This window comes from Microbulbifer harenosus, assembly GCF_005771435.1.
GTDB classification, from domain to species: domain Bacteria; phylum Pseudomonadota; class Gammaproteobacteria; order Pseudomonadales; family Cellvibrionaceae; genus Microbulbifer; species Microbulbifer harenosus.
The window spans coordinates 26468-52295 of record NZ_VANI01000013.1 but is presented as its reverse complement, the minus strand read 5'-3'; the positions used below and the strand labels follow the sequence as shown (position 1 = coordinate 52295).

The 25828-nt window shown below is 59.6% G+C and carries 24 protein-coding genes and 2 tRNA genes; 23 read left to right on the top strand and 3 right to left on the bottom strand.

Going from position 1 to position 25828, the window contains the following annotated elements:
- Positions 1 to 247 precede the first annotated feature (247 nt).
- Positions 248 to 1978 (bottom strand): proline--tRNA ligase, encoded by a 1731-nt coding sequence (locus FDY93_RS12590; protein ID WP_138236114.1) that lies wholly within the window; start codon positions 1976 to 1978, stop codon positions 248 to 250.
- Between the two features lie 157 nt (positions 1979 to 2135).
- Positions 2136 to 2576 (bottom strand): HU family DNA-binding protein, encoded by a 441-nt coding sequence (locus FDY93_RS12585; protein WP_138236113.1) that lies wholly within the window; start codon positions 2574 to 2576, stop codon positions 2136 to 2138.
- Between the two features lie 295 nt (positions 2577 to 2871).
- Here FDY93_RS12585 and FDY93_RS12580 point away from each other — a divergent pair, with 295 nt between their 5' ends.
- From FDY93_RS12580 to nadA, 18 genes are all read left to right on the top strand, one after another.
- Positions 2872 to 3153 carry an FmdB family zinc ribbon protein gene (locus FDY93_RS12580; RefSeq protein WP_138236112.1) on the top strand — a complete coding sequence of 94 codons (282 nt, stop codon included), beginning with the start codon at positions 2872 to 2874 and terminating at the stop codon, positions 3151 to 3153.
- A gap of 32 nt (positions 3154 to 3185) precedes the next feature.
- Entirely contained in the window at positions 3186 to 4964 is a 1779-nt protein-coding gene (aspS, locus tag FDY93_RS12575) for an aspartate--tRNA ligase (RefSeq protein WP_138236111.1), read from the top strand.
- Between the two features lie 102 nt (positions 4965 to 5066).
- Positions 5067 to 5810: a YebC/PmpR family DNA-binding transcriptional regulator gene (locus FDY93_RS12570; protein WP_138236110.1), complete on the top strand. Its 744-nt coding sequence runs from the start codon at positions 5067 to 5069 to the stop codon at positions 5808 to 5810.
- 139 nt (positions 5811 to 5949) lie between these two features.
- Complete coding sequence (gene ruvC, locus FDY93_RS12565; protein WP_138236109.1) at positions 5950 to 6480, top strand: crossover junction endodeoxyribonuclease RuvC; 531 nt, start codon at positions 5950 to 5952, stop codon at positions 6478 to 6480.
- Between the two features lie 414 nt (positions 6481 to 6894).
- Positions 6895 to 7506, top strand: coding sequence for a Holliday junction branch migration protein RuvA (gene ruvA / locus FDY93_RS12560; RefSeq protein ID WP_138236108.1), 612 nt, complete (start codon positions 6895 to 6897; stop codon positions 7504 to 7506).
- Positions 7507 to 7522: 16 nt separating this feature from the next.
- Positions 7523 to 8542, top strand: a complete 1020-nt coding sequence (gene ruvB, locus FDY93_RS12555) for a Holliday junction branch migration DNA helicase RuvB (protein WP_138236107.1) — start codon at positions 7523 to 7525, stop codon at positions 8540 to 8542.
- Positions 8543 to 8693: 151 nt separating this feature from the next.
- Positions 8694 to 9098, top strand: a complete 405-nt coding sequence (gene ybgC, locus FDY93_RS12550) for a tol-pal system-associated acyl-CoA thioesterase (RefSeq protein WP_138236106.1) — start codon at positions 8694 to 8696, stop codon at positions 9096 to 9098.
- A gap of 4 nt (positions 9099 to 9102) precedes the next feature.
- Positions 9103 to 9795 carry a protein TolQ gene (gene tolQ / locus FDY93_RS12545; RefSeq protein ID WP_138236105.1) on the top strand — a complete coding sequence of 231 codons (693 nt, stop codon included), beginning with the start codon at positions 9103 to 9105 and terminating at the stop codon, positions 9793 to 9795.
- 35 nt (positions 9796 to 9830) lie between these two features.
- The gene (tolR, locus tag FDY93_RS12540; RefSeq protein ID WP_138236104.1) at positions 9831 to 10262 is read left to right on the top strand and encodes a protein TolR; all 432 of its coding nucleotides are present in this window, start codon (positions 9831 to 9833) and stop codon (positions 10260 to 10262) included.
- Positions 10263 to 10281: 19 nt separating this feature from the next.
- Complete coding sequence (gene tolA / locus FDY93_RS12535; RefSeq protein ID WP_138236103.1) at positions 10282 to 11067, top strand: cell envelope integrity protein TolA; 786 nt, start codon at positions 10282 to 10284, stop codon at positions 11065 to 11067.
- Entirely contained in the window at positions 11067 to 12362 is a 1296-nt protein-coding gene (tolB, locus tag FDY93_RS12530; protein WP_138236201.1) for a Tol-Pal system beta propeller repeat protein TolB, read from the top strand. Before tolA ends, tolB begins: the two co-directional genes overlap by 1 nt.
- 136 nt (positions 12363 to 12498) lie before the next feature.
- Entirely contained in the window at positions 12499 to 12978 is a 480-nt protein-coding gene (locus FDY93_RS12525) for an OmpA family protein (RefSeq protein ID WP_138236102.1), read from the top strand.
- A gap of 57 nt (positions 12979 to 13035) precedes the next feature.
- On the top strand, positions 13036 to 13827 hold the full coding sequence (ybgF, locus tag FDY93_RS12520) for a tol-pal system protein YbgF (protein ID WP_138236101.1): 792 nt from the start codon (positions 13036 to 13038) through the stop codon (positions 13825 to 13827).
- Positions 13828 to 14092: 265 nt separating this feature from the next.
- Positions 14093 to 14782, top strand: a complete 690-nt coding sequence (gene queE / locus FDY93_RS12515) for a 7-carboxy-7-deazaguanine synthase QueE (RefSeq protein ID WP_138236100.1) — start codon at positions 14093 to 14095, stop codon at positions 14780 to 14782.
- Positions 14783 to 14839: 57 nt separating this feature from the next.
- Positions 14840 to 15523, top strand: coding sequence for a 7-cyano-7-deazaguanine synthase QueC (gene queC / locus FDY93_RS12510; protein ID WP_138236099.1), 684 nt, complete (start codon positions 14840 to 14842; stop codon positions 15521 to 15523).
- A 94-nt stretch (positions 15524 to 15617) separates the two neighbouring features.
- Positions 15618 to 15693, top strand: a tRNA-Lys gene (locus tag FDY93_RS12505).
- A gap of 87 nt (positions 15694 to 15780) precedes the next feature.
- Positions 15781 to 15856: transfer RNA gene (locus tag FDY93_RS12500), tRNA-Lys, on the top strand.
- A 183-nt stretch (positions 15857 to 16039) separates the two neighbouring features.
- On the top strand, positions 16040 to 17119 hold the full coding sequence (gene nadA / locus FDY93_RS12495) for a quinolinate synthase NadA (protein WP_138236098.1): 1080 nt from the start codon (positions 16040 to 16042) through the stop codon (positions 17117 to 17119).
- 199 nt (positions 17120 to 17318) lie between these two features.
- On the opposite strand, the gene FDY93_RS12490 is transcribed toward nadA, so the two are convergent.
- Positions 17319 to 18845 (bottom strand): M48 family metalloprotease, encoded by a 1527-nt coding sequence (locus tag FDY93_RS12490; protein WP_246068570.1) that lies wholly within the window; start codon positions 18843 to 18845, stop codon positions 17319 to 17321.
- 175 nt (positions 18846 to 19020) lie between these two features.
- On the opposite strand from FDY93_RS12490, the gene FDY93_RS12485 reads away from it, so the two are divergent.
- The 5 genes from FDY93_RS12485 (at position 19021) to FDY93_RS12465 (ending at position 25174) form a co-directional block, all read left to right on the top strand.
- Complete coding sequence (locus FDY93_RS12485; protein ID WP_138236097.1) at positions 19021 to 19293, top strand: sulfurtransferase TusA family protein; 273 nt, start codon at positions 19021 to 19023, stop codon at positions 19291 to 19293.
- Positions 19294 to 19371: 78 nt separating this feature from the next.
- Positions 19372 to 20484, top strand: a complete 1113-nt coding sequence (locus FDY93_RS12480; protein ID WP_138236096.1) for an AI-2E family transporter — start codon at positions 19372 to 19374, stop codon at positions 20482 to 20484.
- A gap of 118 nt (positions 20485 to 20602) precedes the next feature.
- Positions 20603 to 21706 (top strand): phosphoribosylaminoimidazolesuccinocarboxamide synthase, encoded by a 1104-nt coding sequence (locus FDY93_RS12475; RefSeq protein ID WP_138236095.1) that lies wholly within the window; start codon positions 20603 to 20605, stop codon positions 21704 to 21706.
- A gap of 520 nt (positions 21707 to 22226) precedes the next feature.
- A complete protein-coding gene (locus FDY93_RS12470; RefSeq protein ID WP_138236094.1) occupies positions 22227 to 24554 on the top strand; it encodes a marine proteobacterial sortase target protein in 2328 nt (775 codons plus the stop codon).
- Positions 24551 to 25174, top strand: a complete 624-nt coding sequence (locus tag FDY93_RS12465) for a class GN sortase (RefSeq protein ID WP_246068569.1) — start codon at positions 24551 to 24553, stop codon at positions 25172 to 25174. Before FDY93_RS12470 ends, FDY93_RS12465 begins: the two co-directional genes overlap by 4 nt.
- Positions 25175 to 25828 lie beyond the last annotated feature (654 nt).

Genomic DNA, 25828 nt, shown 5'->3' with positions numbered 1-25828 from the left:
GGTATACCCGGTATCAGGCCCTTCGCATCAGAGTGTTGTACTCCGCATAGAGCGAGCCGAACAAAACTGTGAACTCTTCGCGAAGGCCGAGTGCTGGGTGAAAGGTTTCGAAAGCGTCGGCGACAGGGACGTCGCCGACGCAGCGTACAGGGATGTATTTACAGCGGTTTCGAAACCTTTCACCCAGTGATCGGCCGCCACCGCACCTGCTTACGAAGGAAGACGGGCTACGAAGAGCCTGCCAAGATCAGTGCGAAATTTTCTCGAGCAGGATGTCCACGATCTGATCCGCAGAAAACTCTGAATTCTCAGAATCGCGACGGCCCTTGTACTCGATTTTGCCGCCTTCCAGGCCGCGGTCGCCAACCACGATGCGGTGCGGAATGCCCATCAGCTCAGTATCCGCCAGCATCGCACCCAGGCGCGCCTTCGGCTCATCCATCAGCAGCACATCGATACCCTTCGCAGTGAGTGCCTCATAGATGTGCTCACACTTCCAGGTAACCGCCTCGCTCTTCTGCATATTGATCGGCACAATCGCCAGCTGGAACGGCGCAATCGCCTCCGGCCAAATGATGCCCGCATCATCGTGGTTCTGCTCAATGGCCGCCGCCACAACACGGGAAACCCCGATGCCGTAACAGCCCATCACCATCACCTGCTCCTTGCCGTTCTCGTCCAGCACCTTGGCATTCATCGCCTTGCTGTACTTATTCCCCAACTGGAAAATGTGCCCCACCTCGATACCGCGCTTGATCTCGATCACACCCTCGCCATCCGGGCTCGCATCGCCCGCCACCACATTGCGCAGGTCCTCCACGCGAGCCAGCGCCGCGTCGCGGTCCCAGTTCACGCCCGTCAAATGGTAATCGTCCTTATTAGCGCCGCACACGAAGTCCGCCAGATGCGCCGCAGCGCGATCCACGATCACATCAATCGTCAGGCCGACCGGGCCCAATGAACCGATACCGCAGCCCAGCTCCGCGGCGATACGTGCTTCCGGAGCGAACTGCAGCGGGCTGGCAACGCCCGGCAGTTTCTCTGCCTTCAGCTCATTCAGCTCGTGATCACCGCGCAGCACCAGCGCCACCAGCGGCGCTTCCGCGCCTTCTTCCTCGGTTTCGCCCAGCACAATCAGGGTTTTCACCGAGGTATTCGCCGCGATACCGAAGGCCTCCTCCAGTGCAGCAATGGTTTTCTGCCCCGGAGTGTGCAGCTCCGCCATGTCTTTCGACGGCGCCGGGCGCTCGCCGGCGGGTGCCACGGCTTCCGCGAGCTCCACGTTCGCCGCATAACGGCTCACGGTGGAAAACGCGATATCGTCCTCGCCGCTCTGGGCCAGTACGTGGAATTCATGGGAGTGGGATCCGCCGATGGAGCCCGTGTCCGCCAACACCGGGCGGTAATCCAGGCCGATGCGATCGAAGATGCGACAGTAGGCATCGTGCATCACATCGTAGGTTTCCTGCAGGGAATCCGCGCTCAGGTGGAAAGAATAAGCGTCCTTCATGGTGAATTCACGCGCGCGCATTACGCCGAAACGCGGGCGGATCTCGTCGCGGAACTTGGTCTGGATCTGGTAGAAATTCGCCGGCAGCTGCTTGTAGCTGCTGATCTCGGTACGGATCAGATCGGTGATCACTTCCTCGTGGGTTGGGCCCAGGCAGAAAGGGTTGTCGTGGCGATCCTGGATACGCAGCAGTTCCGGCCCGTATTGTTGCCAGCGGCCGGATTCTTCCCACAGCTCCGCCGGCTGCACTACCGGCATCAGCACCTCCAGCGCACCCGCCCGATCCATTTCCTCGCGCACGATACGCTCCACCTTGCGCAGAACACGCAGGCCGGTGGGCAGCCAGGTATAGAGACCGGAGGACAGGCGGCGGATCATGCCGGCGCGGAGCATCAACTGGTGGCTGATGACCACGGCGTCATTGGGGGTTTCTTTCTGGGTAGCGATCAGATAGCGGGAGGCGCGCATAGGGCTTTCTTTTTGGTCGTTGAATTTCAGGGGGCGGCCATTTTACGCCGTAGCAACGGCGTTTTGGTAGGGTTGCCCGGTTGGAAGCTGGGGCATCGTTGCCCCAAAAACGGAAAACCCCGCAAAAGCGGGGTTTCTTGGCTGAAGGCGGCGAGAATCAGGACTCGGCCATTTCCTTCAGCTTCTTCAGCGGACGGATTTTTACCTGGATGCTCGCGGGCTTGGCCTTGAACATGGTCTCTTCGCCAGTGAAGGGGTTGATGCCCTTGCGCGCTTTCTTGGCCGGCTTCTTCACGGTGGTGATTTTCAGCAGACCCGGCAGGGCGAATTCGCCCACGGCCTTCTTCTTCACATGGCTTTCAATCACGTTGGTCAGCTCGTCCAGTACCGCCTGAACCTGCTTGCGGGACAGCTCGGTGGCTTCGGCAATGTGGTTCAGTACCTGGGTTTTTGTGAATTTTTCTTTTGCTACAGCCATTTTCTTGGCCGGAGCGGCCTTGGCTGCGGCCTTCTTGGCTGGAGCCTTTTTCGCTGCGGTTTTGGCTGCGGCTTTCTTGGCGGGGGCTTTCTTAGCTGCGGCGGTCTTGCGTGCGGCCATCGTTAGCTTCCTTTTGTATCAGTGTTTTTCCAATAAAAGTGGTTCGGGAGCTCCGGAAATCGGTCGGATTCTCCAGTACGACAGGGTGTTCCCAAGTACTGGACTGAGTATATCCAGTTTTTATCCGCGCGCATCGGGAAAAATTGGAAAAAAAGTGCATTTTTACAGGGTTTTGGCCGGAATTTAGCCTTCTGATGCCCGGGCGGGGTTCCCATACACCGGTAACTTCTTCCCTCCGGGGGGCTCATGTATAATCTGCGCCCCTTTGAATGCCGTGAGATTTCGGGTAAAAGCCATGCCTATCTACGAATACCAGTGCAAGGCCTGTGGCCACCAGATGGAAGCCCTGCAGCGCATGAGCGATGCGCCACTGACCGATTGCCCCGCCTGCAACCAGGCGGAGTTGAGCAAGAAAATTTCCGCAGCCGGATTCCGGCTCAAGGGCGGTGGCTGGTACGAGACCGATTTCAAGACCGGCAGCAAGAAGAACCTGGCGGGCGACGCCGCCAAGCCGAATAAGGACAAGCCGGCAGCCAACACAGGCAGCAGCGCCTCCGGCTCCGCCAAAGCAAGCTGATTCAACATTACTGACTAAGGGAATAAGACTCCATGCGCACCGATTACTGTGGCGCCCTGCGATCCGCCGATATTGACCGCGAAGTAACCCTGTGTGGCTGGGTAGACCGCCGCCGCGATCACGGCGGGGTGATCTTCATCGACCTGCGCGACCGCGATGGTATTGCCCAGGTGGTGTTTGATCCGGATGCCGCCGAACACTTCAAACTGGCGGACCGCGTGCGCAGCGAGTTCGTGCTCAAGGTCACCGGGCGAGTGCGCGCGCGCGCCCCGGAAGCGGTCAACCCGAACATGGCCACCGGCGAGATCGAGATTTACGGCCAGCAGCTGGAAATTCTCAACTCCGCCGAAACCCCGCCGTTCCAGTTGGACGAGCACACGGCCGTTGGCGAGGATGTGCGCCTCAAATACCGTTACCTGGATCTGCGCCGCGGTGAGATGCAGCGCAACCTGCGGTTCCGCTCCAAGATCACCAATGCCATCCGCAACTACCTGGATGGCGAGGGCTTCCTGGATATCGAGACCCCGATCCTCACCCGCGCCACGCCGGAAGGGGCCCGCGACTATCTGGTGCCAAGCCGCACCCACGCCGGCAAATTCTTTGCGCTGCCGCAATCTCCCCAGCTGTTCAAGCAGCTGCTGATGGTGTCCGGTTACGACCGCTACTACCAGATCGCCAAGTGCTTCCGCGATGAAGACCTGCGCGCAGACCGCCAGCCGGAATTCACCCAGATTGATATCGAGACCAGTTTCCTCGATGAAAACGCCATCATGTCCATCACCGAGGGCATGATCCGCAAGCTGTTCAAGGAGCTGAAAGGCGTTGAGCTGGGGGAGTTCCCGCGTATGCCGTTCAGCGAGGCGATGGAAAAGTTTGGCTCCGACAAGCCTGACCTGCGCATTCCGCTGGAACTGGTGGACATCAAGGACCTGATGACCGATGTGGACTTCAAAGTGTTCTCCGGCCCCGCGAACGACCCGAAAGGCCGTGTCACTGCGCTGAAAGTGCCCGGTGGCAACGACAAACTGACGCGCAAGCAGATCGACGATTACACCAAGTTTGTGGGTATCTACGGTGCCAAGGGTCTCGCCTATATCAAGGTCAACGACAAGTCCGACCTGGAAAACGGCCTGCAGTCCCCCATCGTCAAGTTCCTGCCAAACGATGTGCGCGCAGCTATTCTCGACCGTCTGCGGGCGGAGAACGGCGATTTGATCTTCTTCGGCGCCGACAAGGGCAAAATTGTATCCGAAGCTCTCGGCGCCCTGCGCTGCAAGCTGGGAGAAGACCTCAACCTGTACGTCGCCGAATGGGCCCCGTTGTGGGTGGTGGACTTCCCGATGTTCGAAGAGAACGACGACGGCAGTATTACCGCGCTGCACCACCCGTTCACTTCACCTTCCTGCGCACCGGAGGAGCTGGAGAAGAACCCGCTGGAGGCCCTGTCGCGCGCTTACGATATGGTGCTGAACGGCACTGAGCTGGGTGGAGGATCCATCCGTATCCACAATCAGGAAATGCAGCAGACCGTATTCCGCGCCCTGGGCATCAGCGCCGAAGAGCAGCGCGAAAAATTCGGCTTCCTGCTGGATGCACTGAAATACGGTGCGCCGCCCCACGGTGGCCTTGCCTTCGGCCTCGACCGCCTGGTGATGCTGATGACCAACAGCGACTCCATCCGCGACGTCATCGCCTTCCCGAAAACCCAGAGTGCTGCCTGTGTGATGACCGACGCCCCCGGCGCGGTAGATGCCAAACAGCTGCGCGAGCTGAGCATTCGCCTGCGCAGTAAAGAAGAGCAGGTAGGTTAAGTTGTAGAAAACCGCTGTAGGAGCCTGCTTGCAGGCGAATTTCGCACTGCGAATGTTCGCCTGCAAGCAGGCTCCTACAGGGAGACGACGGAGGAAAAATTGATGGCTGGACACAGTAAATGGGCCAACATCAAGCACCGCAAGGCTGCCCAGGATGCCAAGCGGGGCAAGATTTTCACCAAGATCATTCGCGAACTGACCGTCGCCGCCAAGGCCGGTGCCAATCCGGATGACAACCCCACCCTGCGTGCCACCATCGATAAGGCCCTCGGCGCGAACATGAAGCGCGACACCATCGACAAAGCGATTGCCCGCGGTGCTGGCGCCAATGACGGCGATAACTACGAGGCGGTCATCTACGAAGGCTATGGCGTTGGCGGTGTCGCGGTGCTGGTGGAATGCCTGACCGACAACCGCAACCGCACCGTAAGTGAAGTGCGCCACGCCTTCAGCAAGCGTGGCGGCAATCTGGGTACCGACGGCTCCGTGGCCTATCTGTTCTCGCGCAAGGGGCAGATGTTCTACGACGCGGGTGTGGATGAAGATGCACTGATGGAAGCGGCGCTGGAAGCCGGTGCGGAAGATATCGTCACCAATGACGACGGCAGCATCGAGGTAACCACCGAGTTTACCGATTACATGCCGGTAAAGGAGGCGTTGACCGCAGCGGGCTTCGCTCCAGCGAGCGCGGAAATCGCCATGATCCCCTCCACCACCATCGCGCTGGATAAAGAGGGTGCGGAGAAGGTATTGGCACTGGTGGATATGCTGGAAGACCTGGACGATGTGCAGAACGTCTACACCAATGCGGATATCCCGGAAGAGGTAATGGCCGAACTCGGGTAATCCTGCTTCGCGCCCCTGATATGCCCCGCCAGTCGGGGCATTTTTGTTTCCGGGGATTGCCCCTTTCGCCTTGACGCCCCGCAATCGCCTTGGGACACTTCCCGCCGGAATTGTATAAATGTACAGGGGGCAGGCAGCCGTGACCCGAATTCTGGGGATAGACCCCGGCTCACGCAAGACCGGCTATGGCCTGATCGACGTGGAGCGCTCCAGTGCCCGCTATGTGGCCAGCGGCGTGATCCGCATACCGGATGCCCCGTTGCCGGAGCGGCTCAAACTCATCTTCGACGCAGTGAGCCAGATTGCCCAGCAGTACCAGCCACAGCAGATGGCCATTGAAAATGTGTTCATGGCCAAGAGCGCGGGTTCGGCCCTGAAGCTCGGCCAGGCGAGGGGCGCCGCCATCGTCGCCGCTGCCAACGCAGGTCTGCCGGTGTCGGAATACGAAGCGCGCAAGGTGAAGCAGGCGGTGGTGGGCAGTGGTGCGGCGGACAAGTTACAAGTCCAGCACATGGTCAAAACCCTATTGAAACTCCCCGCCTCGCCGCAGGAAGACGCCGCGGATGCACTGGCGGTGGCACTCTGTCATCTGCACACGATGCAGACATTGATCCAGTCCTCTACCGGAAGCCGGGCCCGGTTCCGGCGCGGAAGGTTGAGTATTTCTTAGCGGGCTTCGTGGTTCGCTGTTGGGAGGGCCGGTGGCGGCTTTGCTACCGGTGACGCCTTTGCGGGACACGGGCTAGGCGCCCCCCCTTAACCCATCCCTGGGGGCTCGGCTGCGGCCATCCAGGCCGCAGACGGTCCCGCAAAGGTGCCCCCGGTATCAAAGCCTTAGCGTCGTAGTGCACTGTACTTGGCGTTCACGGGAAATACCCTTTGGGTTTACATGGCATTGTGCTAAGAAGCGAAGGTGCTGCTACCGATATTTGTTTGCGAGACCTTCCGCGAGAGGGACCTCGCGGAAGAGCCCCCAGGGATGGGTTCACGGCGTGTCTCGCAAACAAATATCGGTAGCAGTACCGCCACTGGGGTTTCTAAAGAGCGAGGGCCCCGGCATAAAAGAATTGATACTGGAACAACAATGATTGGAAGACTTACCGGCAAACTGGCCGCGGTTCAGCCGCCGCAACTTTTGGTGGATGTGCAGGGTGTCGGCTACGAAGTGCTGGCTCCCATGACCACCATCTTCGAATTGCCGCAACTGGGCGGCAGCGTGCAGCTGCATACCCATCTGGCGGTGTCGGAAACCTCCCAGCAGCTGTTTGGTTTTATCCGCGAATCGGATCGCCAGCTGTTCCGCATCCTGATCAAGGTCAACGGCGTCGGCCCGAAAATGGCGCTGGCAATTCTCTCCGGCCTCGATGGCGCCGCGCTGGCGCGCTGTGTGGCGGACGATAATGTGGGGGCGCTGGTAAAAGTACCCGGTGTGGGCAAGAAAACCGCCGAGCGCCTGATCATCGAGCTGCGCGGCAAGCTCACCCCGCAGGCCGGTGATCTCGGCGACATCCCGCTGTTGGCGGTGAATGCCGAACCCAAGTTGGACCATGCGGGCGAGGCGGAAAGTGCTCTGGTTGCGCTCGGTTACAAGCCCACGGATGCCACCAAAATGGTCTCCCGCGCCGCCAAGGAGCAGCCCGACGCCGACAGCGCCAGCTTGATCCGTATCGCCCTGAAGAGCATGGCCCCTGCCTGATAATTGAGTGCATCCAGTGATTGAAGCCGACCGTCTCATCGCCCCCGAACCCATAGGCCCTTCCGGCCAGGAAGATCAGTACGACCGCGCCGTGCGCCCCAAATCCTTGTCCGATTACGTCGGTCAGCCGGTGGTGCGCGAGCAGATGGAGATCTTTATCCAGGCCGCGAAGCTGCGCAAAGAGGCGCTGGACCACACCCTGGTGTTCGGCCCCCCCGGTCTCGGCAAGACCACGCTCGCCAACATTATCGCCGCGGAAATGGGTGTGGCGATCAAGACGACGTCTGGCCCCGTGCTGGAAAAGGCCGGCGATCTCGCCGCCATCATGACCAATCTCGAGCCGGGGGATGTGCTGTTCATCGACGAGATCCACCGCCTCAGTCCCCATGTGGAAGAGGTGCTGTATCCGGCAATGGAGGACTATCAGCTCGACATCATGATCGGCGAAGGACCGGCGGCGCGCTCGATCAAACTGGATCTGCCGCCGTTTACGTTAGTGGGAGCCACCACGCGTGCGGGCCTGCTTACCTCTCCACTGCGGGATCGCTTCGGTATCGTGCAGCGGCTCGAGTTTTATAACATAGACGACCTCACCAGCATCGTCGCCCGCTCGGCGCGACTCATGGGCGTGGAGATGGATGAGGGGGGGGCGCGAGAGGTCGCGTGCCGCGCCCGCGGTACGCCGCGTATTGCCAACCGCCTGCTGCGCCGGGTGCGCGACTACGCCGAAGTAAAAGGCAATGGTCGTGTGTGTGTGGATATCGCCGATCGCGCGCTCAACATGCTGAACGTGGACGCCCGCGGATTCGATCAGCTCGACCGCCGTATGCTGCTCACCATGATCGAGAAATTTGACGGCGGCCCGGTAGGGGTCGACAGTCTTGCCGCCGCGGTCAGCGAAGAGCGAGACACCATCGAGGACGTGCTCGAGCCCTACCTGATCCAGCAGGGATATATCACCCGCACCCCGCGGGGGCGGCTGGTGACGGCGCTGGCGTACGAACATTTTGGTATCCCGAAGCCCGACCGCACCTGACGAAGCGGTCGTCATCCTGTAGCATGTTGTCCCATCGTTGGTCGCCACCGCTCGCTAGGTTTCCAGAGGTTCCTTGCGGGTGGACCGGTGGCCCCAAAACCGCAGAAGACCAATAAAACCGAGTTCGCGGTCGGCGATTTAAGGACAGAAAGTGTCAGAACCCTTCCACATCCCCATCCGTGTCTATATCGAAGATACCGACGCTGGTGGCATCGTTTATTACGTCAATTATTTGAAGTATATGGAGCGGGCCCGCACAGAACTGGTCCGCTCACTCGGCTATGATAAGCCGGCAATGCCTCAGCAGGGGCTGTTACTGGTGGTTCATTCAGCGGAGGTTCAGTATCGAAAGTCTGCAATACTGGATGACCAATTGCACGCCAGTGCCGCCATCGGCAAACTGGGGCGCGCCGCCATTACCTTTGAACAGAAAATCTGGCGCGGCGATGAAATTATTTGCGAGGGTGTGGTCAAAGTGGCCTGCGTCGACGACGCCAGCCGCAAACCCTGCGCTCTACCCGAACCCATTTATCAAGCATTGAAGGCAGCGAGTTAACGACATGAATGCCGGTGAACAACTATCTCTGTGGGGGCTGATTTCCAGCGCCAGTCTGCTGGTACAGCTGGTAATGCTGCTGCTCCTGCTGGCCTCGGTCATCTCCTGGGTGATGATCATCCAGCGCGGGACCTACTTATCGCGCGCGCGCAAAGCGATGATCAACTTCGAGCGCAAGTTCTGGTCCGGATCGGATCTGAACCAGCTGTTCCGCGACGGCAATGCGGCGGCGGAACGGGGCCGGATCGATGGTGTCGAGTCTCTGTTTCGCGCCGGTTTCACCGAGTTCACCCGACTGCGCCAACAGGGTAAAAGCAGCCCGGCGGCCGTGATGGAAGGCACCGAGCGCGCCATGCGCGTAGCCATGTCGCGGGAGCAGGAAAAGGTGGAGATGAACCTGCCGTTCCTTGCCACCGTGGGTTCTGTCAGTCCGTACATCGGGTTGTTTGGTACCGTATGGGGCATTATGAACTCCTTCCGCGGCCTCGCGACTATGCACCAGGCCACCATCGCCACTGTGGCACCGGGTATTTCCGAGGCGCTGGTGGCGACCGCCATGGGGTTGTTTGCCGCTATTCCCGCGGTAATGGCATACAACCGCTACTCCGCCAAGGCCGAGTGGTTGTTGTCCAGCTACGAGACCTTTGCTGAAGAATTCTCCTCCATCCTGCACCGCAAAGTGCACGCCGCCAGCTGAGGCGCCAACAGCGACGCTGTGCCAGGAGTCGAATCATGAGCAATTTCCGCAAAGCCCCAAAGCGCAAGCTGGTCTCCGAGATCAACGTGGTGCCTTACATCGATGTGATGCTGGTATTGCTGATCGTCTTCATGGTGACCGCGCCGCTGCTGATGCAGGGGGTGAAAGTTGATCTTCCCGACGCGCCATCCGCGCCTATCGAGGATACTGACGACGAGCCACTGATCGTGTCCGTCAAAGCAGATGGCACCTACTACCTGAACCTGGGAGAGGACGAAAAAGTCGCCAAGCCACTGCCGGAAATCAAGGAAACAGTGGCCAAGGTGCTGCGACAGAAGCCGAAAACTCCCGTGTTGGTGTGGGGCGATACCGATGCCCGCTACGGCCTGATCGTGGGTGCCATGACACACCTGCAGCAGGCGGGCGCGCCGAGCGTCGGTCTTGTTACCGAGCCGCCGTCCGAGTGATGCGGGGCGAGAGGAATCTATGAACGGCTCTTACGGCCCGGCTATCGTTATCAGTGTTGCCCTGCACGCGTTGTTGATCGCGGTGTTGACCTTTGGCTGGGAGGCAGAGCACAAGAAAGAGCTCAAGCCTATGCCCAAATTCGTGCAGGCGAAGCTGGTGCAGCTTGAATCCAAGTCCACCCAGGAGCGCAAGGCGCCGCCGAAGGTGGATCTGATAGAGAAACAGCGCCGTCAGCAGGAGCTGGAGCGCCAGCAGAAGGCGGCGGAAGAGAAGAAACGCCAGGCCGCCGCCGAGCGTAAGAAAAAAGAAGAGGCAGACAAAAAGCGCAAGGCTGACGAGGCCGCGCGCAAGAAGAAGGCGGCGGAAGAAAAGGCTCGTAAAGAGAAGGAGCGCAAGGAGAAAGAGCGCCAGGAAAAGCTTGAGCAGGAGCGCAAAAGCGCATTTGAGGATGCGCTGCAAGATGAGGAAGAGATCCATGACGCCAGCAGTGATGCCGCCGCCGTCATGTCGGTGGCACAGGCCATTCAGCAGCGTATCGAAGCGGTGTGGAGCCGCCCGCCCAGTGCCCGCAATGGTATGGTGGTGGAAGTCCAGATCAATTTCGTGCCCACAGGCCGGGTGGTGGCATCCACCATCACCCGGGGCAGTGGCAATGCCGCTGTGGACAGGTCGGTACTGACCGCCGTTAAAAAAGTGGAAGTATTTCCGGAGGTGGCCGAAGTGGCCCGCGAGGAGCCGTCACTGTTCGAGCGCCAGATCCGAACAACCAAACTGATATTCAGAGTCGAAGGCCTGCGCCAATGATGAAAAAAACCTTCTCACTGTTGTTTGCCACCCTAATCAGCTGCGCGCTGGCGGTGTCCGCCCGGGCACAGTTGGTGGTGGAGATTACCGATGGCAATCAGGACCCGACCCCGATTGCGGTCGCACCGTTTGACTGGTCCGGTACCGGCGTGCTGCCGGAGGATGTCTCCGAAATTGTCGCTGCCGACCTCCGCCGCAGCGGGCTGTTCGCACCGGTGCCCAGGGAAGACATGCTGTCGTTCCCGAAGACGCCGGAAGAGGTGAGTTTCCGCGACTGGCGTGTGCTGGGTACCGAGTATGTCGTTACCGGGCGCATACAGCCCCAGTCCGGTGGTTACCTGTTGAGCTTTGATCTGGTGAATATCTTCGGCCAGAGCAAGATGTTCACCAAACAGGTGACCGGTGGCCCACAGCAGCTGCGGGATATCGCCCACCGCGCGGCGGATGAAATCTACGAGGCCATTACGGGCATTCGCGGCGCTTTCGGCACTCAGATGATCTATGTGCAGGAGACCTCTCGCGGTGGCGAGCCCAGCTATGCGCTGATGCTGTCCGACATCGATGGCGCGCGCGCCCGTCAGATCCGCCGCTTCTCGACGCCGGTGATGTCGCCGAGCTGGTCACCCAACGGCCAGGAAGTGGCCTATGTCTCCTTTGAAACCGGACGCCCGGCCATTTTCCGCGAGAACATTCGCACCGGTGCGCGCCAGCAGCTCACCAACTTCAAAGGGCTGAACAGCTCGCCGACCTGGTCGCCGGATGGGACCAGGCTGGCGATGGTGCTGTCGAAAGACGGCAACCCGGAGATCTATGTGCTCGATCTGCGAAGCGGCCAGTTCACCCGTATGACCCGCCACTTCTCCATTGATACCGAGCCGAACTGGATGCCAGACGGAAAGTCGCTGGTTTTCACTTCCGACAGGGGAGGTAAACCACAAATTTACCAATTGACTCTTGCCACGGGTCAAGTAGACCGCTTAACCTTCGACGGCGACTACAACGCGCGTCCGCGGGTCTCTCCCGATGGCAAAACGCTGGTAATGGTGCATCGTAGCAGCGGGATTTTCACCATCGCTACGATGGATATCGTTTCCGGCAGAATGCGTGTCCTTACGGAGACGCGCCTGGACGAATCCCCAAGTATTGCGCCCAATGGCGCGATGCTGATGTACGCCACCAAGCGGGGGAGTAAGGGTATTCTGGCAGCGGTGTCGCTGGATGCCGGAGTCAAATACAGCCTGCCTTCGCAACAGGGAAATGTCCGCGAGCCGGCGTGGTCGCCTTACTTTGATTGATGCAGTACCTGCAGCGGGCCTTATGTTCTTGCTGCGGGTGTGAAATCAAACAAATAAGAAAAAGGTAAAGCCCGGTAAAGTAACCGGGTGGTAAGTCTGACAGAATTTTTCGATAACACTTAAAGCGGAGTTGTTTATGTTCAAATCAGTTAAAACCGGCCTGGGCCTGGCTTGCGTACTGGCCGTTATGGCTGGTTGTTCCAGCACCGATACCGACGACAGCGCGAGCGCCAACCAGCTCGACCAGACCCCGCCGCCAGTAGTGGAAGATACCACTACTGTTGAGGCACCGGTTGCTCTGGATAACGTAGTTTACTTTGACTTCGACCAGTCACTGCTGAAGCCCTCCACCCGCGAGCTGCTGATCAAGCACGCGGACCGTATGCGCGGCGCTGCTGGCACCGTGCGTCTGGAAGGCCACGCTGACGAGCTGGGTACTCGTGAGTACAACCTGGCTCTGGGCGAGCGTCGCGCCAACGCTGTTCGCGACTTCCTGGTGCTGCAGGGCGTGAATGCCGCCAACCTGGAAGTAATCAGCTACGGTGAAGAGCGCCCTGCCTCTGAGGGCAGCAGCGAGAGCGATCGCGCCATGAACCGCCGTGTGGTTATCAACTAATCTGAAAGCATGCACTTGTCTTTTCTGATTAGAAGTATCGCGGTTGCCGCAGCCTGTATGGCTGCGGCATCGACCTCGTATGCGCAGGCTCCGGTAGTGGATCTGTCCAACGGCAGTACCACGGACCGGGGCTATGCAACTCCGCCGCCCCCGAGTTATCCACAGCTTGCGAGCCGTACGGATGCCTCAGCCGGCCGCCTGCAGGCTAACCCGCAGGCGGACGCCTACTACCAGATGCAGATACTGCAGCAGGAAGTGCAGGAATTGCGGGGCGCTGTGGAGGAGTTGAGACATGAAGTCAAGCGGTTGCGCCAACAGCGCACCGAGGACTATATGGATCTCGACCGCAGAATTTCCAAGTTGGGTGGCACGGCTCCCGCCACTGATGCTCCAGAGTCCGGCGCCAGCGGCGCTGAAGAGGCTGGTGCAGAGGTTCCGCCCCAGTTGCCGACAAACGGCGGCGCTGCGGAGGCCAGTGAAAACGAGCGGGATCGCTACCAGGCGAGCTTTGATCTTGCGCGCAACGGCGACTACGACGGTGCCAGCAAGGCGTTCAAAAGCCTGCTGAATGATTTCCCGAACGGGCAATATGCACCCAATGCCAATTATTGGCTGGGTGAAATAGCGCTGGTGCAGGGCAATGTGGAAGAAGCGCGCACCTGGTTTGTCGCGTTGCTGGAGAGCTACCCCAATTCCAGCAAGGTCTGGGATGGGCGCTACAAGCTTGGCACCGTCTACCATCAGCTGGGCGACAATGCCAAGGCCCGGGAATTGCTGCAACAGGTGGCGTCCAGCGACGCCCGCGCCTCAGGACTGGCAAAGCAGTACCTGAAGGAAAATTTCAACTAGAACCGATACATGTCCGACCTCGGTAAAGCCACCGCAATCCGGTTGCTGCTCCAAGTGAGAGGGTGACGCAGGCAGTGCTCAGACTTGAGTACTGTTGGTGGGTGCCATCAGTCGGTGCTGGTTTTGTGATCAAAAAGAATCTATGATCCCGCGCCCGGGTGGTTACGCCACCCGGGCGTTTTTATATGTGTCTGGGACGCTTCACGGGTTGAAGCCGTGGCCAGAGGCGGTGTGAGATGTTCACTGAGCGGGATGCGGATTGCGAATGACAGCTGAGACAAAGACAGATCTGAGCGGAGTTGACCTGACTGAAGAGTCTCTTCGTATCAGCGAGCTTTTCTATTCTCTGCAGGGCGAGGCGCGCGACTCCGGCCTGCCCACGGTATTCGTGCGCCTCACCGGCTGTCCGCTGCGTTGCACCTACTGTGATTCGGAATATGCCTTTTACGGTGGCGAGCGCATGACGCTGGCCGACATCTTGCAGAAGGTCCGGAGCTATCCCGCCCGCCACGTCTGTGTTACCGGTGGTGAGCCGCTGGCCCAACCCAATTGCCTGCCGCTGCTGACGGCGCTGTGCGACGCCGGTTATCGGGTGTCACTGGAAACCAGTGGCGCCATGCCGGTGGATGCGGTCGACGCCCGGGTATCCCGGGTAGTGGACCTGAAAACCCCCGCCTCCGGGGAGCAGTCGCGCAATCGCCTGGAAAATATACCGCTGCTCGGTCCGGCAGATCAGGTCAAGTTTGTGATCTGTGATCGTGGTGACTACGACTGGGCCAGGTTTACCCTGGACCAGTACCGCCTGGCCGAGCGGGTGGGTGAAGTGCTGTTTTCCCCCAGCTACGAGCAGCTGAGCCCGCGCCAGTTAGCGGAGTGGATACTGGAAGACGGTCTGCCTGTGCGCATGCAGATCCAGTTGCACAAGCTGCTGTGGGGCGATGTACCCGGCGTGTGATGGCGAGTGGTTTGCCCATGTTCGCTGGAAGTTCGCCAGAAGAATTCGGATGGATTTATGAGTAACAAAAAAGCAGTCGTTCTGTTGTCCGGCGGACTCGATTCCGCCACGGTTCTGGCCATGGCGAGCCGTGACGGCTACGAATGCTATGCACTCGGATTTGACTACGGCCAGCGCCACAGTGCGGAACTTGCCGCCGCCCGGCGTGTGGCGGTAGACCTCGGGGCCGTGGAACACAAGGTGGTAAAGCTGGACCTCCGGGTTATCGGAGGTTCTGCGCTTACCGACGACAGCATCGCCGTGCCGGAAGAGGAGACCAGTGGTATCCCGATTACTTATGTACCGGCGCGCAACACCGTGTTCCTCTCCATCGCCCTGGGTTGGGCGGAGGTGCTCGGTGCACAGGATATTTTTGTGGGTGTGAATGCGGTTGACTATTCTGGTTACCCGGATTGCCGCCCCGAGTACATCGACGCGTTTGAAAAGATGGCAAACCTTGCCACACGTGCGGGGGTGGAAGGTAAGAAACTCACGATTCACGCGCCGCTGATGAAAATGAGCAAGGCGGATATCGTCACGCGGGGCACAGAGCTCGGCGTGGACTACAGTCTGACCGTGAGCTGTTATCAGGCCCGGCCTGATGGCGCCGCCTGCGGCCGCTGCGACAGCTGCCGCCTGCGCGCCGCGGGTTTTGCCGAGGCCGGCCTGGATGATCCGACCATCTACGCCGGGCATCGCTAAGCCCTTATATTTGCTGGAAATTTTTTTATGATCGGGACTTGTGTTTTCGGATTAGATCCGTAAGATACGCAGCTCCTCAAGGCGAGGGGATTAAGGGTCGTTAGCTCAGTTGGTAGAGCAGTTGGCTTTTAACCAATTGGTCGCTGGTTCGAGTCCAGCACGACCCACCATATTCTCCGCGCCCATGACAAATCGCTCTCTACCAGGCCATTTGTCGTGTACTTTCAGTCAGGGCTGTTTCACGCCCGGCTGCCAAAGGGTCGTTAGCTCAGTTGGTAGAGCAGTTGGCTTTTAACCAATTGGTCGCTGGTTCGAATCCAGCACGACCCACCATTCCCCAGTTTTCTCACGCAAAGAGCCGATTTGGACTCCACAGATATTCTGTGCTGCGTCGTTCCCATTCCTATTCCACCCTAGAATTTCAGTGGAAGCCGCCATTGCCGGTGCTGAATTCAGCGAAATTTCTGCAGACCGGTATAATGCCGGCCTTTCCGTGTGACAGAGATCCATCACAGCATGACAGACAGCAGCGAAAAAATTGCCACCAGCAGCCCCGCGCCGAATGCCATTGATGCCCGCGAATTCGTGCAGGAGCATATGACACACCCCGCGACACACGAGTACAGCCCGGAAGAGCTGGAGCTGTGGCGCGAGCGCATCAAGCGTCTGTTGAAAGAGCAGAATGCAGTGCTGGTTGCGCACTACTATACCGATCCGCTGATCCAGCAGTTGGCGGAGGAGACCGGCGGCTGCGTGTCCGACTCGTTGGAAATGGCGCGTTTCGGCGCTCAGCATCAGGCGGACACGTTGATCGTTGCCGGGGTGAAGTTTATGGGTGAGACCGCCAAGATTCTCACTCCCAACAAGCGTGTGCTGATGCCTACCCTGGAGGCGACCTGTTCGCTGGATCTGGGTTGTCCTATCGAAGAATTCTCTGCATTTTGCGACCAGCATCCTGACCGCACGGTTGTGGTATATGCGAATACTTCTGCGGCGGTCAAAGCCCGCGCTGACTGGGTTGTGACGTCCAGTATTGCGCTGGACGTGGTGGACTACCTGGATTCCCAGGGAGAGAAAATCCTGTGGGCGCCGGACAAGCACCTGGGCAGTTATGTGCAGAAGCAGACTGGTGCCGATGTGCTGCTGTGGGACGGCGCTTGCATCGTGCACGAGGAGTTCAAGGCCAAGGGGGTTGCCGACCTGAAGGCGCTGTATCCGGACGCGTTGGTGCTGGTGCACCCGGAGTCGCCCGCTGCGGTGGTGGAGCTGGCGGATGTGGTTGGGTCGACTTCCCAGATCATCAACGCCGCCAAAACCCGCCCGAACAAGCAGTTTATCGTGGCTACTGACCAGGGCATTTTCTACAAGATGCAGCAGCAGTGTCCGGACAAGGAGTTGATCACTGCGCCCACCGCCGGCTCCGGTGCCACCTGTCGCAGCTGCGCCAACTGCCCGTGGATGGCGATGAACTCGCTGGAAAATCTGTGTGGAGTGCTGGAGCGCGGCGACAATGAAATCCTTGTCGATCCGGAACTGGGCAAACGCGCGATGATGCCGCTGCAGCGTATGCTGGATTTCCGCAAGCCGCTGGATTGAGGGAGCTTTGTAGGGGGCTCAGTGGCGGCGGATCACTGGGTGGACATTTTCAGAACCGGGCTAGGCGCCCCCCTTCAATACATCCCTGTACGCTGCGTCGGCGACGTCCATGTCGCCGACGCTTTCAAAAACAGATACCCGGCACTTTGCCTTCGATTCAACCTAATTCATTCCAGAAGAAGCTCTCCAATACTCTGGTTCAGAGTTCTTTTGCCTTCTCCTGCATCTTGATCACATCCTTCATCCGCTGTTCCAGAATCGCGTGGGTCTGGTAGTCGTTCTTTGCCAGGCGTATGCCGTGGCGCAGGTGCTGCAGGGCTTTGTCGAACACGCCGTTCAGGATGTAGTACTCGGCACGGGCCTCGTGCACGCCGACGATATCGCCGGCCAGACCGTGGGTCTCTGCCAGCAGGTACCACACTGCCGGGTCCTTGCGGCGCTCACGGCTGTGTTTGGAGAGGATGCGCTCGGCGGCCAGATAATTGCCTGCTTTGAAGTGGGCGTTGGCCAAACCCATGATCAAGGCGTGATTCTTGGGATTGTTCTCCACGGCTTTTTCCAGCCGCCGGGTGGCACTGGTGTAGTCGTGACGGGCCAGGTCGATGTCGGCGCGGGCGAGGATAAAGGCGTCTTTATCCGGCTCTTTGTCCAGCAACGGCTGCAGAGATTCCAGCGCTTCGTCGGGTTTGCCCGCTGAAGTCTGGGCGAGCACCAAGCCGTAGCGCGCGGCGTCTTCGTTGTCATTCACCCCTCGCAGTTCCGCCTGGAATCGCTTTACCGCCTGCTGTGGTGTGGCCTCGGCGGCCACGCGAATACGGGCGCGCATCAGGTGGTATTCACGGCTGTCCCGCAGTGGCACCTTTTCCATGCGATTGGCGCGCAGCTTGGCGTCGGCAATCCGCTTTTCCGTCACCGGGTGCGTGAGCAGGAATTCCGGCGGGCGGCGGTAATAGCGGGTGGCCTTCAGCATTTGTTCAAACATTTCGCCGGCCGCCTGTGGGTCCATGCCGGCCTTGGCCAGGGTCTCGATGCCCACGCGGTCTGCCTCCTGCTCGTTCTGGCGGGAGAAGCGCAGCTGGTTGTCGAGTGCAGCGGCCTGGGTGGCGGTCATTGCGGCGATACCGGCGTCGCCCCCGGCAGTGGCGGCGAGCACCAGGGCGCCGAGCATGCCGGCGAGGGTGGGCAGGGTGCTGTTGCGCTGGGCCTCGAGCGAGCGGGCGTAGTGGCGCTGGCTCAAGTGCGCGAGTTCGTGGGCGAGAACCGAGGCGAACTGGTCTTCATTCTCCGCGAACAGAAACAGACCCGTGTGTACACCCACCACACCACCGGGTACCGCGAAGGCGTTCATGGTGTCATTTTTGACTACCACGACGTCCAGGGTCTTGTCTTCCAGCGGGCTGTATTCGGCGAGGACTTTAAGGGAGTTTTCCACGTACTGCTGTAGCAGGGCGTCGCTGGAGGTGCGCACCTGGCTGCGGAACATGCGCAGCCACATCTCGCCCAGCTCGTTTTCGCGCGCGCGGGAGACCAGGCCACTGCTGGTGTCTCCGAGTTGTGGCAGTTGGATGTGCTGGTGGTCGTCCTGCGCGGTGGCGCCAACGGAAGCGCCTGCGAGAAGCAGGCCGGTGGCCATGCCGGCGACGCTCCGACGCAGGCCCTGCCAGCACCCGCTGTGGCGCGGGGTGCGCCCTGTGGTTCGCCTGATCGTGGTGGAAAATTCGGTCATATCATTTACTGGGACTGCCAGGTTGCCTGTGGCTAACACTATACGTAACCCTGTGGGACTGTCGAGGTTTTGAGCAGTTCCCCGGGAAAAGGTTCTACTGATCGGCCCATTGACCCGATGGCGCCGGTATAATTCGCGGCGTTTACTGTTCTTTACCACCGGAAACCGGGGAGTCATGACCGAATCAGTCAAGCGCGCCGCAGAAGCCCCGGACTTCAACTGGGATTCAGCTTTAAGGGTAGATGCCCGCGGACTCCCGTGCCCGCAACCACTGCTGGCCATGCGCCGCGCGCTGAAAACACTGGCGCCGGGCTCCCTGTTGCACCTGATCGCCACCGACCCCGCGTCCCGCGAGGATATTCGCAGCTTTTGCCGCCTGAGTGGTGTACCTTTGCTGCGTGCCGAGTGCCCGGGGGGCGAGTTCCACTACTGGCTCGCCGCCATCTGAAGCGGTCGTACAAAAGCGGGATACGCCGCGCTGTCGTCCATGCAAGTTCACATATCCACAGTCAGGTAACGTCGTTTTATGTTCGCGATCGTCAGGGGTTGGGTAAATCGCTATTTCAGCCAGGAAGAGGTGGTACTGCTGGTACTGCTGCTGCTGGCCGCCATGGTTGTTCTGGCGACCCTGGGGGGGGTGCTGGCACCGGTGCTGGCGGCCCTGGTTATCGCGTTTTTGCTGCAGGGAATGGTGCAGCGGCTGGAATCCTGGAAGGTGCCGCACTGGCTGGCGGTCACCATCGCCTGCCTGGTATTGGTGGGGGCCATCGCAGGGCTGATGTTTGTGGTGATGCCGATCATCTGGCGCCAGACCGTGCGCCTGTTCGCCGAGCTGCCGAACATGATCGATCGCGGCCAGGAGCTGTTGCTGCTGCTGCCGGAGCAGTACCCGCGCCTGGTTACTGCGCAGCAGATCGACGAAATCTTCAATACCCTGGGCAGCGAGCTGGGTTCCTTTGGTCAGACGGTGTTGACCTTTTCTCTGGCCAACATTCCGGTGCTGGCAGCGGTGCTTATCTATCTGGTTGTCGTGCCCATTCTGGTGTTCTTCTTTCTTAAGGACTCCAACAAACTGCTCGCCTGGTGTGCCTCCTTTCTACCCCACCAGCGCCCCATGCTGCGCCAGATCTGGCATGAGATGAATGACCAGGTGGCCAACTACGTGCGCGGCAAGGTGATCGAAATCGCTATTGTGGCGCTGGTCAGTTACATCGCATTCCTGCTTCTTGGCGTCAATTACGCGCTGCTGCTGGCGGTGGCGGTGGGGCTTTCCGTGCTTATCCCCTATATCGGCGCGGCGGCGGTGACCATTCCGGTGGCGGCCATCGGTCTGTTCCAGTGGGGCTGGAGCAGCGAGTTTTTCTGGCTGATGTTCGCCTACGGCATCATCCAGCTGCTGGACGGCAATGTGCTGGTGCCCATCCTCTTTTCTGAAGCGGTCAACCTGCACCCGGTGGCGATTATTCTCGCGGTACTGGTGTTCGGCGGCATCTGGGGTTTCTGGGGTGTGTTTTTCGCCATCCCCCTGGCTACCCTTGCCAAGGCCATCATGAACGCCTGGCCCACGGCGGATCACCAGGCGGCGTGGCAGGAACGCGAACTGCTGGCCGCCAGCGAGAGCACCGACGCCAGCAATTAATCCGCAGGCCCCGGGCGGGAGTGGCATTCTCCCGCCCGGGGCACTAATATCCCGCGCTTCATTTCTCGCCGTCGCGCGCTGCGTGGCCCGGCCGTTGAACCAGCCATAGGAAAGACCCATGAGCCTTGCTGACAAAGTACTGGCAGTGAACAACGATTTACCGATCCGCACCGACAAGCCCGTACACAGCGGCAAGGTCCGCTCCGTGTACTGGCTGACCGAAGCGGACAGCCGCCGCCTGATCGAGGAGAAGGGCTACCCGGTAGCCGCGGACGCGCCGCTGGCGGTTATGGTGATTTCTGACCGTATCTCCGCCTTCGACTGTATCTGGACCGGCGAGGGCGGCCTGTTGGGTGTACCGGGCAAGGGCGCGGCCCTGAATGCGATCTCCAACCACTGGTTCAAGCTGTTCAAGGAGCAGGGACTGGCGGACAGTCATATCCTGGATATTCCCCATCCGGGTGTATGGATCGTACAGAAGGCCAGTCCGGTCAAAATTGAAGCCATCGTGCGCCAGTACATCACCGGTTCCATGTGGCGCGCCTACAGCAAGGGCGAGCGCGAGTTCTGTGGTATCGAGATCCCGGATGGATTGCAGAAGGATCAGAAGCTGCCGGAGTTGCTGGTTACACCCTCCACCAAGGGCATTCTGAAAGGCATTCCCGGTGTTCCGGAAGCAGACGATGTGAATATCACCCGCAAGAATATTGAGGACAATTTCGAGGCGTTCAATTTCCGCAGTAAGGGCGACATAGCGCTGTACGAAAAACTGCTGAAAGAGGGTTTCGAGGTGATTTCCTCGGCGCTGGCGGAGCTGGATCAGATCTTCGTGGATACCAAGTTCGAGTTCGGTTATGTGACGGATGCGGAAGGTAACGAGAAGCTGATCTACATGGATGAGGTGGGTACGCCGGACTCTTCCCGTATCTGGGATGGCGAGGCCTATCGCAACGGCAAGGTGCTGGAAAACTCCAAAGAGGGCTTCCGCCAGGCGCTGCTGAGCTACTTCCCAGATCCGGACATTCTGTTGAACAAGGATCGCATGGATGAGAGAGAAGCGCTGGCTCGCGACAACGCACTGCCGGAGTCTATGTTGATGGACCTGTCGGCGACTTACGTGGGTATCGCCGAGAAAATTATTGGAGGTAAGTTGGAGATTTCTGACAATCCGAAAGCGGAAATTATTCAGGTTCTGCGGGATGAATATGGTCTGATTGACTGACTTTTCCCACAAGAAAATTTTGAAACCGGCCTCTGTGCCGGTTTCTTTTTTTCGGGTGCGGGTGAATTGCTGCTGTGGCGCCAAAGCACTGGGGGCGGGTTTTCAGGACCGCTGTGAACCCATCCCTGGGCGCTGCGGCGCAAACATCCTGTTTGCGACGCTCCTGAAAACCCGCCCCCAGCACTTTGGCTTCTCTTGAAGAGTCGTATGTCCGATTTGACTATTTAACCAAGGTGGATCAGTAAACTGAACTCGTCGATAAGGCAGAGCACCGGGGAGGGCGTTTCAGGATCGTCGGCAACAGGGACGTTGCCGACGAAGCGTACAGGGATGTATTCACAGCGGTCCTGAAACGCCCTCCCCGGTGGTCTGCCGCCAACGATCTTCCTACGGAGTTAACCCAGAAAGTGGCACCGCCACAATTCGCCACAATTGATCCCGACCCTGCCCAGATCGAGCCCCTCTGCCGCCCACTTGCCCCAGTTAAATGTCTCCATTGATGAAAACTCTGGAGGCACCAGTGAACCGTCCCTTTTTCCATGCACCGCGCATCCAGCGCGACCTTTTGATTCTCCCCACCGAGGAATACTACCGCCGGCGCTACCGCAAAAACCGCACCGGCAGCTGGCTGTTGTTACTGGTAACCGCGATCGCCGTACTGTTTGCCGCACTAGGGGCAAAAGCGCAGGAATTGGAAATTGAGGGGAGTGCAGAGCGAGGTGCAGAGTTTGAAAGCGTGGGCATCAACGACACCGGCAGTGGCGACCTCCTGTTCCAGACCGGCGAACAAGGCCGCTACATCCCCGCCATCCACCTCGGCACCGAAGTGGATATCAAAGTGCGCGGCCTGGTGGCGGAAGTAACCCTGCAGCAACAGTTTTCCAACACCAGCAACGACTGGCAGGAAGCGGTGTATGTACTGCCACTGCCGGAAAATGCCGCGGTAAATGGCATGGAAATAATGGTGGGCGAGCGGCGTATCGTCGGCGAGGTGCGCGAGCGCCAGCAGGCGCAAAAGATTTACAAAGAAGCGCGGGAAGCGGGAAAGCGCGCGGCGCTGCTGGAGCAGCAGCGCCCGAATCTGTTTACCAGCCGGGTCGCGAATATCGCGCCAGGTGAAAAAATTGCCGTGGAAATCCGCTACCTGCAAAACCTGCGCTTCGACAGCGGCCAGTTCAGCCTGCGTCTGCCCAGCACATTGACCCCGCGCTATATGCCGGGCGTGCCGGTGGTCGCCGAACAGCAGGTAAGCCTCAACCCCCACGGCTGGTCGCTGCCCACCGATCAGGTGCCGGACGCGGACCAGATTTCTCCGGTGATGATGCCAATGAACGAACTGGCGGAGCAGGGGAGCCACCAGATGAAAATCCACATTGACCTCGGCATGGGATTGCCGCTCGCGGACATTTACAGCCCATACCACGAGATCGATTTCCGCAGTGAGAGCGACCACCGCTACAACATCCGCCTGAAGCAGGACAGCGTGCCCATGGACCGGGACTTTGCGCTTTATTGGCGACCGCAGGCATCGGCGATGCCGGCGGCGGCGATGTTTGCCGAGCAATCTGCGACGGATTCCTCGCAGTATCTACAGTTGTTGCTGCTGCCGCCCCAGGGCGATGCGCATTCCCGCAAGCTGCCGCGGGAGGTGGTTTACGTGGTGGATACGTCCGGTTCCATGGGCGGCAACTCCATCCGCCAGGCCAAGGAAAGCCTGCTGTTAGCCCTGTCGCGTCTCGACGGCATGGATCGCTTCAACGTGATCGAATTTAACAGCGACTATTACACCCTGTATCCGCGCCCGCTCGCCGCCACGCCGGAAAATATCCAGCGCGCGCGGGACTGGGTGGAATCCCTCGATGCCCGCGGTGGTACCGAGATGGCGCCGGCGCTGAAAGAAGCGCTCTCGCAGCAACTGAGCGACGAGCCTGGCGAACTGGTGCGGCAGGTGATTTTTATCACCGACGGTGCCGTGGGCAATGAAAACGCGTTGTTTGAATTGATCCGCCAACGTCTCGGTGAAGTGCGCCTGTTTACCGTGGGCATCGGCTCCGCACCCAATAGCTTCTTCATGACCAAGGCCGCGCAGTACGGCCGCGGCAGTTTTGTGCAGATCGGTGATTTGAACGAAGTGCAGAGCAAAATGGCGGCACTGTTTACCAAACTGGAAAGCCCGCTGGTCACCGACCTGCAGGTGCAGTGGCCACAGGGAATCAAGGTCGAGGGCTATCCCCGACGCCTGCCGGATCTCTATCGCGGTGAACCGGTGCAACTGGTGGCGCGGTTCGACGGGAATGCGCTGGGGCACAGTGGTGCGGGAGAGGTGCGTATAAGTGGCCGTCTCGCCGGCAAACGTTTTATCCGCAACCTGTCGCTGTCACAGCTCACCGTGGACATCAGCGGCAAGGGTATCGGTAGCCTGTGGGCGCGGGAGAAAATTGCCGCGCTCAGGGATGAGCAACGCGAGCGCGGCCAGTCGACAGATCAGGATGTGGAAGACCCGCTGCGCCAGCAGATCCTGCACTTGGCGCTCGAACATCAACTGGCCAGCCCCTACACGAGTTTTGTTGCGGTGGAGCAGACACCGGTGCGCCCGGTTTCGGAACCCCTCAAGTCCAGTCCGGTGCCAAATGCAGTGGCCCACGGCCAGGTGCAGCAACCGTTCACTTACCCCGCAACCGCCAATGGTATTTATGGACAGTGGCTGCTGGCGACGCTGTTGCTCGCGTTGGGCGGTCTGCTGCGCAAGTGGCGGGGCGCAGTGGAGCGCAACCTGCGCCGCTGGCTGCGCGGCGTATTGCCGGACCTGCGCGGCCGGAATGTGCCGCGTCAGGAGCGCGTGCAGTGATTTCTCTCGGCAAGCTTATGCGCTGGCTGCCTGCCTTGTTGATTGGTGCCGGGTTGTGGCAGCTCGGCAGTGGCACCTGGGTACTGCTCAAGGCGGAACTGGCTCAGTACCTGATCAGCGATTCCTGGCAGCGCCAGCTCGTAAGCGGTGAAGTGCACAAGCCCTGGCCCTGGGCGGACACCTGGCCGGTGGCGCAACTGCAACTCGGGGATGAAAAACCACTGGTGGTATTGCAGGGTATCAGTGGCCAGGCTCTGGCCTTCGGTCCCGGGCTTTATGAAACCTCGGGGTTGCCGGGCTCCAGTACCGCGCAAACAACCACCGTGATCGCCGCCCACCGCGACACGCACTTTCGCGGGCTCAGGTCTTTGCGTCCAAATATGCCGATACAGCTGCAGGGGCGCGACGGCCGCTGGCGCAGTTTTCGGGTGCTGGGCGCGCAGGTAGCGGATAGTCGCAGCGGTACGCTGCCGGCATTTGCACAGGCGGGCGACGTGCCGGACCTGATTCTGGTGACTTGCTACCCGTTTGATGCGCTGGATGCCGGTGGCCCCCTGCGGTATCTGGTCTATGCGGAATCTGCGCCCGATACCGCGACCGACCATATTGTGGAGCTGTAATATTTGTGGCCGACAAAATAATGAATGGATGAAAGGTGCGGCTGGGTATTCTGCAGATGTCAGCGTTGGGCATGACCGCGAGGGATATGGAGTGCAGTTGCCGCAGGCGCGTGCCTCCACCGCTTACTCTGTCGTCACCCGCTGGTTCAGCGAACAGGTACTCCCGTTCATGTTGACGCGGTGTACTACCGGGCTTTGGGCAAAATTCGTGACCGAAACTGAAAATCTGGACTTTATTTTGTAGCGGGATTACGCAAATTATCCCCAATTGGTTTCGGAATTCTGGTGTTTAAGCAAATATTTGTTTTGCAATTTGGTTTTATTTGTTACTAATCGTCCTATCTGGTAAATCGCTTGTAGTAATACTACAATCGCCTCGCTTGCTTGCGCAGGTCTGTTAATTGAGGACAGCCACACCACTGCTGGTGCTGAGTCTGATCCGCGAGCCAATTGACTGGCCCCGTATGCACTTTCGAATTCAATGCCGAATTCATGTCGAGCCGGTTTTCAGGAGTCTCTGAGTCAGGTCCCATTAATGCACCAGAGTTTCCTGACCGGCGGTAATCAGATCGCACAGTTCCACTGAACGCGCTCCCAGTGCTGAATCTCTGAGCAGTACGCGCTGCTTTTCCGCCATTTAGGGCGGTGAATTGG

Coding starts and splice junctions, on each gene's coding strand:
- FDY93_RS12585 (WP_138236113.1), bottom strand. CDS start 2,576: ATGGCCGCACGCAAGACCGCCGCAGCTAAGAAAGCCCCCGCCAAGAAA.
- queE (WP_138236100.1), top strand. CDS start 14,093: ATGACAGCTGAGACAAAGACAGATCTGAGCGGAGTTGACCTGACTGAA.
- ruvA (WP_138236108.1), top strand. CDS start 6,895: ATGATTGGAAGACTTACCGGCAAACTGGCCGCGGTTCAGCCGCCGCAA.
- FDY93_RS12490 (WP_246068570.1), bottom strand. CDS start 18,845: ATGACCGAATTTTCCACCACGATCAGGCGAACCACAGGGCGCACCCCG.
- FDY93_RS12590 (WP_138236114.1), bottom strand. CDS start 1,978: ATGCGCGCCTCCCGCTATCTGATCGCTACCCAGAAAGAAACCCCCAAT.
- aspS (WP_138236111.1), top strand. CDS start 3,186: ATGCGCACCGATTACTGTGGCGCCCTGCGATCCGCCGATATTGACCGC.
- ybgF (WP_138236101.1), top strand. CDS start 13,036: ATGGCTGCGGCATCGACCTCGTATGCGCAGGCTCCGGTAGTGGATCTG.
- tolQ (WP_138236105.1), top strand. CDS start 9,103: ATGAATGCCGGTGAACAACTATCTCTGTGGGGGCTGATTTCCAGCGCC.
- FDY93_RS12485 (WP_138236097.1), top strand. CDS start 19,021: ATGACCGAATCAGTCAAGCGCGCCGCAGAAGCCCCGGACTTCAACTGG.
- tolR (WP_138236104.1), top strand. CDS start 9,831: ATGAGCAATTTCCGCAAAGCCCCAAAGCGCAAGCTGGTCTCCGAGATC.
- FDY93_RS12525 (WP_138236102.1), top strand. CDS start 12,499: ATGTTCAAATCAGTTAAAACCGGCCTGGGCCTGGCTTGCGTACTGGCC.
- nadA (WP_138236098.1), top strand. CDS start 16,040: ATGACAGACAGCAGCGAAAAAATTGCCACCAGCAGCCCCGCGCCGAAT.
- tolA (WP_138236103.1), top strand. CDS start 10,282: ATGAACGGCTCTTACGGCCCGGCTATCGTTATCAGTGTTGCCCTGCAC.
- FDY93_RS12475 (WP_138236095.1), top strand. CDS start 20,603: ATGAGCCTTGCTGACAAAGTACTGGCAGTGAACAACGATTTACCGATC.
- FDY93_RS12580 (WP_138236112.1), top strand. CDS start 2,872: ATGCCTATCTACGAATACCAGTGCAAGGCCTGTGGCCACCAGATGGAA.
- tolB (WP_138236201.1), top strand. CDS start 11,067: ATGAAAAAAACCTTCTCACTGTTGTTTGCCACCCTAATCAGCTGCGCG.
- FDY93_RS12570 (WP_138236110.1), top strand. CDS start 5,067: ATGGCTGGACACAGTAAATGGGCCAACATCAAGCACCGCAAGGCTGCC.
- FDY93_RS12480 (WP_138236096.1), top strand. CDS start 19,372: ATGTTCGCGATCGTCAGGGGTTGGGTAAATCGCTATTTCAGCCAGGAA.
- queC (WP_138236099.1), top strand. CDS start 14,840: ATGAGTAACAAAAAAGCAGTCGTTCTGTTGTCCGGCGGACTCGATTCC.